Here is a 7,053-nt window from a genome sequence, read left to right as displayed (position 1 = left end):
GCTTGGCGTCGAGCGGGCGCAGGGCGCGCAGCACCTTGACCTTCTCGTCGCGGACGCGGTCGGCTTCCAGCGACGCCGGCGGTTCCATCGCGACCAGGCACAGCAGCTGCAGGATGTGGCTCTGGACCATGTCACGCAGCGCGCCCGAGCGTGCGTAGTAGGCGTCGCGGCCGTCCACGCCTTCGCTTTCGGCGACCAGGATGTGCACCGACTCGATGTAGTTGCGGTTCCACACCGCTTCCAGCAGCGTGTTGCCGAAGCGCAGAGCGATAAGGTTCTGCACCGCGGCCTTGCCCAGGTAATGATCCAGGCGGAACACGCGGTCTTCGTCGATCCACTGGCCGATGGTGGTCAGGATGTGTTCGGCGCTGGCGCTGTCGCTGCCGATCGGCTTCTCCAGCATCAGTCGCGACGGTGCCGCCAATGCGCCGCCCAGCGCCAGGCCCTCGCAGGTGGAGATGTACAGGCCCGGCGGAATGGCCAGGTAGCTCACGCACTGCCGGTGCACCAGGTCGCGCACCGACTCGGCCACCGACTGCGGGTCGCGCAGGTCGACCGAACGGTAGTCAATGCGCTGCAGCAGCGACTGGATGTCATCCTGGCTGGCCTGCGGCATCGCCTGCTGCAGGCGCGGGCGCAGGATATCCCGGAAGGCCTCGGTGTCATGCGGCGACAACGCCAGCGCGCGGACCTTGAAGTCTTCCGGCAGCAGTCCATCGCCCAGCAGGCGCAGCAACGAAGGGAAGAGATAGCGCTGGGCAAGGTCGCCGGTGGCGCCAAACAGGAAGAGGGTGTCGTGCATCGCTCGAGTTTCAGATCCGGGTGACATCGTTGTCAATCGCTTCTCGTCTATGTTCTCGGGGGTGTTGCTGGTGGCGCTGTCCCATTGCTGCAGGTGCAGCATGAACAGGCGCGTACCCGCCCATCATGGGCCAAACACCGCTGCAATCGGGAGACTGTTGTCTCATCCAGCAACACCGGTGATGACCGAACCAAGGATACTGCCACGTGAAAACGTTTACATGGCAGAATGGGCAGACTGTATTCGATTGCAGTGGTCGCCGTCATGCGGCACCACGCCATCGACCTGCCATCGGGAGGGCCGAAGGCAGTTCCGCACAACAGCCCGGAGAACGGGCGGACTGGAATGGGTGATATGGCAAAAGTGCAGTTGCAGGGCGTGCGCAAGGTGTACGACAACGGCCAGGTGGCCGTGCAGGGAGCCACCTTCGAAGTGGCCGACGGCGAATTGATGGTGCTGGTGGGGCCGTCGGGGTGTGGCAAGTCGACCCTGCTGCGCATGGTGGCGGGCCTGGAGGAGATCAGCGGCGGCACCCTGACCATCGGCGACCGGGTGGTCAACGATGTGGCTCCCAAGGATCGCGACATCGCCATGGTGTTCCAGAGCTATGCCCTGTATCCGCACATGACCGTGGCCGAGAACCTGGCCTTCGGGCTGAAGCTGCGCGGCCACGACAAGGCGACCATTGCCAAGCGGGTCAACGAGGCGGCGCAGACCCTGGGCCTGACCGAAATGCTCGACAAACTGCCCAAGGCGATGTCCGGTGGTCAGCGCCAGCGCGTCGCGCTCGGGCGCGCACTGGTACGTGAGCCGGCGGTGTTCCTGCTGGACGAGCCGCTGTCCAACCTGGACGCCAAGCTGCGCCACAGCGTGCGCACCGAAATCGCGCAGCTGCATCGCAAGCTCGGCACCACCATGATCTACGTGACCCACGACCAGGTCGAAGCGATGACCCTGGGCCAGCGCATCGTGGTGCTCAAGGACGGCATCATCCAGCAGATCGACACGCCGATGGCGCTGTATGACCGTCCGGCCAATCTGTTCGTGGCTGGCTTCCTCGGCAGCCCGGCGATGAATGTGCTGCGCGGGACGCTGGAGCGTGGCAGCGACGACGGGCTGGTGGTGGCGCAGGCGTTGCTGCGTGCGCCGCTCGGTGATGCCACGGTGGATGCGGCGTGGGTCGGCAAGCCGATTGCCGTCGGCGTGCGCCCTGAGCATCTGCAGCCGGCGGTGGCCGGTGATGTGCATGGCTTCGATGCAGAGATCGAAGGCATTGAACCGGTTGGCAACGAGATCTTCGTCAACATGCGCCGCGGTGACCAGGCGCTGGTGATGCGCGTCGCGCCGCAGGCATTGCCGGCGGTGGGGGAATCGATCCGGGTGGCGATCCAGCCGCAGGGGCTGCATTTCTTCGACGCCGAAACCGGTGAGCGGTTGAATCACGACGCCTGATCGCGCGGGTCACGACCAACGGTCGTGACCTACCGGTCGTGGATCGTGGTTGGTCACGACCGTTGGTCGTGACACCGGTTCAACGCGCCAACCCGTCCAACAACGGCACGGCGTGCGCCTCCACACCGCCCACGCTCAACGCCCCCTCGGCCAGCTCCAGCGGCAACACCGCCAGCGCCAGGTCCCCGGCCACGCTGGCCACGGTGCCGATTTCCGCGCCGTTCTGTTCGACCCGCGCACCGCTGGCCACGCCGTCGCCTGCGCGCAGCAGCTGCAGCGCCCGTTTGGCCTTGCCCAGGAAGTGCGTGCGGGCCACGATCTCCTGGCCGGGGTAGCAGCCTTTCTTCACGCTGTAGCCGTTCAGACGGTCCAGGCCCAGCTGTTGCGGCGTCCACGCTTCAAGCTGATCCTGTTCCAGTCGCGGCACGCCGTAACGCAGGTCGGACTGGCGCCAGGCCAGGGTGAATGTTGCGTCTTCGGCCAAGGCGGTGTCGGCAGGCGCAATCTGCACCGAGCGCGGTAGCGCGTCGCTGCCCACGTCCAGCTCCAGAATCTGGTCGTCCTGCGCAAATGCGGCACCGCTGGCCGCTTCGGGCGCGGTGAAGCTGCCGGCGACGTTCAGGTCCGGGCGCAGTTCGACTTTGAGCTTGCGACGGAACACGAATCGCTGCAACTGCGACGCAATCGCATCAACGTCCCCGTCGGCCAGCACCAGCATTACGTGATCGTCTTCCACCCGCAGCAGCTGAAACACCGCGAGGGTGCGGCCTTTCGGGCTCAACCACGCGCTCCACTGCCAGTGCCGCAGGGGCAGGGCGCTGACGTCGTTGGCGAACTGGGCCTGTGCAAAAACCACGGCATCAGGCCCGCGCAGGCTGAGCAGGCGGTGACCAGGAAGGCGCGTAAATGCGCCGGTAAGACCATCGGATGGCGGGGGCAGGTTGTCAGGCACGTGAACGGGGTCTAAAATTTGTGCGTTGCGAGACCACCCATGATAGGCCAAACAACCCCCACTCCCGACGTCGAACCTGAAGCCCCGCTGGTGCCGGAGGAGCATGCGCTCGTTCCGACCCCGGCACCGGCTCCGGAATTCGGCGGCCGCGGCGGACTCGATCCGGTGCGGTATGGCGATTGGGAGAAAAACGGACGCTGCATCGATTTCTGATCAGCATTGAGCCAACGCGGCATTGCGCCGCCCAGCCGAGACAACGAGCCCAGCGAATGGCCGCCAGAGAACGTCCCCTTTCCCCGCACCTTCAGGTGTATCGCTGGCAGATCCAGATGGCCACCTCGATTCTTCATCGAGCGACCGGCATCTTTCTGTCTGTTGGAGCCCTGATCATCGCCGGCGGCCTGCTCGCCCTGATGATGGGTCCTGAATCCTGGAACTGCTTCACCGGTCACGCCGGTGCATGGTATGGAAAGCTGTTCCTGTTCGCATGGACGTGGTCGTTTGCCTATCACTTCTGCAATGGCATCCGCCATATCGTGCAGGACTTCGCCATCGGCTTCAGCATTCCGGCCTTCGTGCGCAGCAGCTGGCTTTCGGTCGTCGGTTCGCTGGTGATCACCGCCCTGGTCTGGGCCTATGTGTTCGTCGGAGGTGCCGCATGAGCAAGTTCCGTACTCCGCTGAAGAACGTGCGCGGCCTGGGTGCTGCCAAGACCGGCACCGAACATTTCGTGCACCAGCGCCTGACCGCCACCGCGCTGATTCCGCTGACCCTGTGGTTCCTGGTGTTCGTGCTGAGCCTGGTGGGTTCGGACTACGCAGCCGCCACCGAAGCGGTGTCCAAGCCGTGGAATGCGATGCTGCTGGTCGGCTTCCTGATCGCCATGTTCTGGCATGCGCAGCTCGGCCTGCAGGTCGTGCTGGAAGACTACATCCACAACTCGCTGCTGGCCCTGGCGCTGCAGACCACGGTGAAGTTCATCGCCGTGCTCGGCGCGATCATCAGTGTTTTTGCGGTCGCCCGCATTGCGCTCGGCGTTGCCTGAGTCCAGGCACCAAGACAGGAATCCAGATTAGATGTCCGCTTACAAGATTACTGAACACAAGTACGACATGGTCGTGGTCGGTGCCGGCGGTGCCGGTCTGCGCGCCACGTTCGGACTTGCCGCCAAGGGCCTGCAGACCGTCTGCCTGACCAAGGTCTTCCCGACCCGTTCGCACACCGTGGCCGCGCAGGGCGGTATTTCCGCCGCGCTGGGCAACATGGGCGAAGACGACTGGCGTTACCACTTCTACGACACCATCAAGGGCTCGGACTGGCTGGGCGACCAGGACGCCATCGAGTACATGTGCCGTGAGGCCATTCCGGCCATCATCGAGCTGGAACACTACGGCGTGCCGTTCAGCCGCACCGAAGAGGGCAAGATCTACCAGCGCCCGTTCGGCGGCATGACCACCAAGTACGGCGAGGGCCCGGCGGCGCAGCGCACCTGCGCGGCGGCCGACCGTACCGGTCACGCCATGCTGCACACCCTGTACCAGCAGTCGCTGAAGCACGACGCGCGCTTCATGATCGAGTACTTCGCGCTGGACCTGATCTTCGATGAAGAAGGGACCTGCCGCGGCGTGCTGGCGCTGGACATGGCCGATGGCTCGCTGCACCTGTTCCGCGCCCAGGGCGTGGTGCTGGCGACCGGCGGATACGGCCGCGCCTACTTCAGCGCCACCTCGGCGCACACCTGCACCGGCGACGGTGGCGGCCTGGCCATGCGTGCCGGCATTGCCATGCAGGACATGGAGTTCGTGCAGTTCCACCCGACCGGCATCTACGGTGCCGGCTGCCTGATCACCGAGGGTGTCCGCGGTGAAGGTGGCATCCTGCGCAACAGCAACGGCGAGCGCTTCATGGAGCGCTACGCACCGCACTACAAGGACCTGGCATCGCGCGACGTGGTCGCCCGCTCCATGACCATCGAAATCCGCGAAGGCCGCGGCGTCGGCGAGCACAAGGACCACATCCTGCTCGACCTGACCCACCTGGGCCCGGGCGTGATCGACGAGAAGCTGCCGGGTATTGCCGAAAGCGCCCGCATCTTCGCCGGCGTCGACGTGCACAAGCAGCCGATTCCGGTCATCCCGACCGTGCACTACAACATGGGCGGCATTCCGACCAACTTCCACGGCGAAGTGGTGCGCAAGGTGGACGGCAACGACGACGCCGTGGTGCCGGGCCTGTACGCGATCGGCGAAGCCGCCTGCGTCTCGGTGCACGGTGCCAACCGCCTGGGCTCGAACTCGCTGCTCGACCTGGTGGTGTTCGGTCGTGCGGTGGCCAACCGCTGCGCGGAAACCATCAAGCCGGGCGCGGCGCACAAGCCGCTGGCTTCGGATGCCTGCGACAAGGCGCTGGGCCTGCTCGACAAGCTGCGTTACGCCAATGGCGACACCCCGACCTCGGTCATCCGCGACAACATGCAGCGCACCATGCAGGCTGACGCCGCCGTGTTCCGCACCAGCCAGACGCTGAAGGAAGGCTGCGAGAAGATGGCCACCGTGTTCGATTCGTTCCAGGACGTGAAGGTCAGCGACCGTTCGCTGGTCTGGAACTCCGACCTGATCGAAACCTACGAGCTGAACAACCTGCTGCTCAACGCAGTGGCGACGATCAACTCGGCCGAGCAGCGCAAGGAAAGCCGTGGCGCGCATGCGCACGAAGATTTCCCGGACCGCGACGACGTCAACTGGCACAAGCACACGCTGGTGACCGTGGACGACAAGGGCAAGTGCAGCTTCGACTACCGTCCGGTGCACATGTACACGCTGACCGACGAGGTCGACGTGGTGCCGCCGAAGCCGCGCGTGTACTGATCGCGATCCCGACTACCGAGCATCCGCGCCTTCGGGCGCGGGCCGCCTGAGCCAACGAGAACAGCCATGGCCGAGTTTTCCCTGCCAAAGAATTCCAAGATCACGAAGGGCAAGCACTTCCCCGCCAAGACCGGCGGCAAGAACCTGCGCACCTTCAAGGTCTACCGCTGGAGTCCTGATGACGACAGCAACCCGCGTACCGACACCTACGAGATCGATCTGGACGCCTGTGGTCCGATGGTTCTGGACGCGCTGATCAAGATCAAGAACGAGATCGATCCGACCCTGACCTTCCGTCGTTCGTGCCGCGAGGGCATCTGCGGTTCGTGCGCGATGAACATCGACGGCACCAACACGCTGGCCTGCACCCGCGCCATCGCCGACTGCGGCAAGGCCGAAGTGCCGATCTACCCGCTGCCGCACATGAGCGTGGTCAAGGACCTGGTGCCGGACCTGACCCACTTCTACGCGCAGTACGCGTCGATCAAGCCGTGGATCCGCACCCAGACCCCGGCACCGCCGGACCGCGAGCGCCTGCAGTCGCCGGACGACCGCAAGAAGCTGGACGGCCTGTACGAGTGCATCCTGTGCGCCTGCTGCTCGACCAGCTGCCCGAGCTACTGGTGGAACGGCGAGCGTTACCTGGGCCCGGCCATCCTGCTGCAGGCCTACCGCTGGATCATCGACTCGCGCGATGAAGATACCGGTGCGCGCCTGGACGATCTGGAAGATCCGTTCAAGCTGTACCGCTGCCACACCATCATGAACTGCGCCCGCACCTGCCCGAAGGGCCTGAACCCGGCGCTGGCCATTGCCGAGATCAAGAAGCTGATGATGGCGCGCCGCGCCTGATGACGCCCGGGTTGTCCGGCACCGCGGTGACACGCATGGCGTGTCACTACGCCAGGTTACCCGTGTAGGGACACGCCATGCGTGTCCACGGTGCAATGATCGAAACCGGTAGAGCCACGCCCTGCGTG

7 protein-coding genes and 1 pseudogene are annotated in these 7,053 nt (G+C 65.1%); 6 read left to right on the top strand and 2 right to left on the bottom strand.

From position 1 onward, the window contains the following. A pseudogene (locus EGJ34_RS08980) lies at positions 1-802 on the bottom strand (glucose-6-phosphate dehydrogenase); the annotation flags it as partial. A gap of 354 nt (positions 803-1,156) precedes the next feature. Between EGJ34_RS08980 and ugpC the strand changes: the two are divergent. Then, a complete protein-coding gene (gene ugpC, locus EGJ34_RS08975) occupies positions 1,157-2,254 on the top strand; it encodes a sn-glycerol-3-phosphate ABC transporter ATP-binding protein UgpC (RefSeq protein ID WP_125360154.1) in 1,098 nt (365 codons plus the stop codon). 79 nt (positions 2,255-2,333) lie between these two features. Here the strand turns inward: ugpC and EGJ34_RS08970 are convergent, their stop codons facing one another. Beyond that, entirely contained in the window at positions 2,334-3,206 is an 873-nt protein-coding gene (locus EGJ34_RS08970) for a folate-binding protein YgfZ (RefSeq protein ID WP_125360153.1), read from the bottom strand. Between the two features lie 39 nt (positions 3,207-3,245). Here EGJ34_RS08970 and EGJ34_RS08965 point away from each other — a divergent pair, with 39 nt between their 5' ends. The 5 genes from EGJ34_RS08965 (at position 3,246) to EGJ34_RS08945 (ending at position 6,925) form a co-directional block, all read left to right on the top strand. Then, positions 3,246-3,419 (top strand): DUF1674 domain-containing protein, encoded by a 174-nt coding sequence (locus EGJ34_RS08965; protein ID WP_125360152.1) that lies wholly within the window; start codon positions 3,246-3,248, stop codon positions 3,417-3,419. A gap of 56 nt (positions 3,420-3,475) precedes the next feature. Next, positions 3,476-3,868, top strand: coding sequence for a succinate dehydrogenase, cytochrome b556 subunit (sdhC, locus tag EGJ34_RS08960; protein ID WP_125360151.1), 393 nt, complete (start codon positions 3,476-3,478; stop codon positions 3,866-3,868). Then, complete coding sequence (gene sdhD, locus EGJ34_RS08955) at positions 3,865-4,251, top strand: succinate dehydrogenase, hydrophobic membrane anchor protein (protein ID WP_125360150.1); 387 nt, start codon at positions 3,865-3,867, stop codon at positions 4,249-4,251. The genes sdhC and sdhD overlap by 4 nt, the downstream gene beginning before the upstream one ends. Positions 4,252-4,282: 31 nt before the next feature. Continuing rightward, positions 4,283-6,073 carry a succinate dehydrogenase flavoprotein subunit gene (sdhA, locus tag EGJ34_RS08950; RefSeq protein ID WP_125360149.1) on the top strand — a complete coding sequence of 597 codons (1,791 nt, stop codon included), beginning with the start codon at positions 4,283-4,285 and terminating at the stop codon, positions 6,071-6,073. Positions 6,074-6,139: 66 nt separating this feature from the next. After that, the gene (locus tag EGJ34_RS08945; protein ID WP_125360148.1) at positions 6,140-6,925 is read left to right on the top strand and encodes a succinate dehydrogenase iron-sulfur subunit; all 786 of its coding nucleotides are present in this window, start codon (positions 6,140-6,142) and stop codon (positions 6,923-6,925) included. Positions 6,926-7,053 lie beyond the last annotated feature (128 nt).

This window comes from Stenotrophomonas sp. 278 (assembly GCF_003935715.1).
Classification (GTDB): Bacteria; Pseudomonadota; Gammaproteobacteria; order Xanthomonadales; family Xanthomonadaceae; genus Stenotrophomonas; species Stenotrophomonas maltophilia_AH.
The sequence above is the reverse complement of the archived record's forward strand: the minus strand, read 5'-3'. Positions and strand labels throughout refer to the sequence as shown.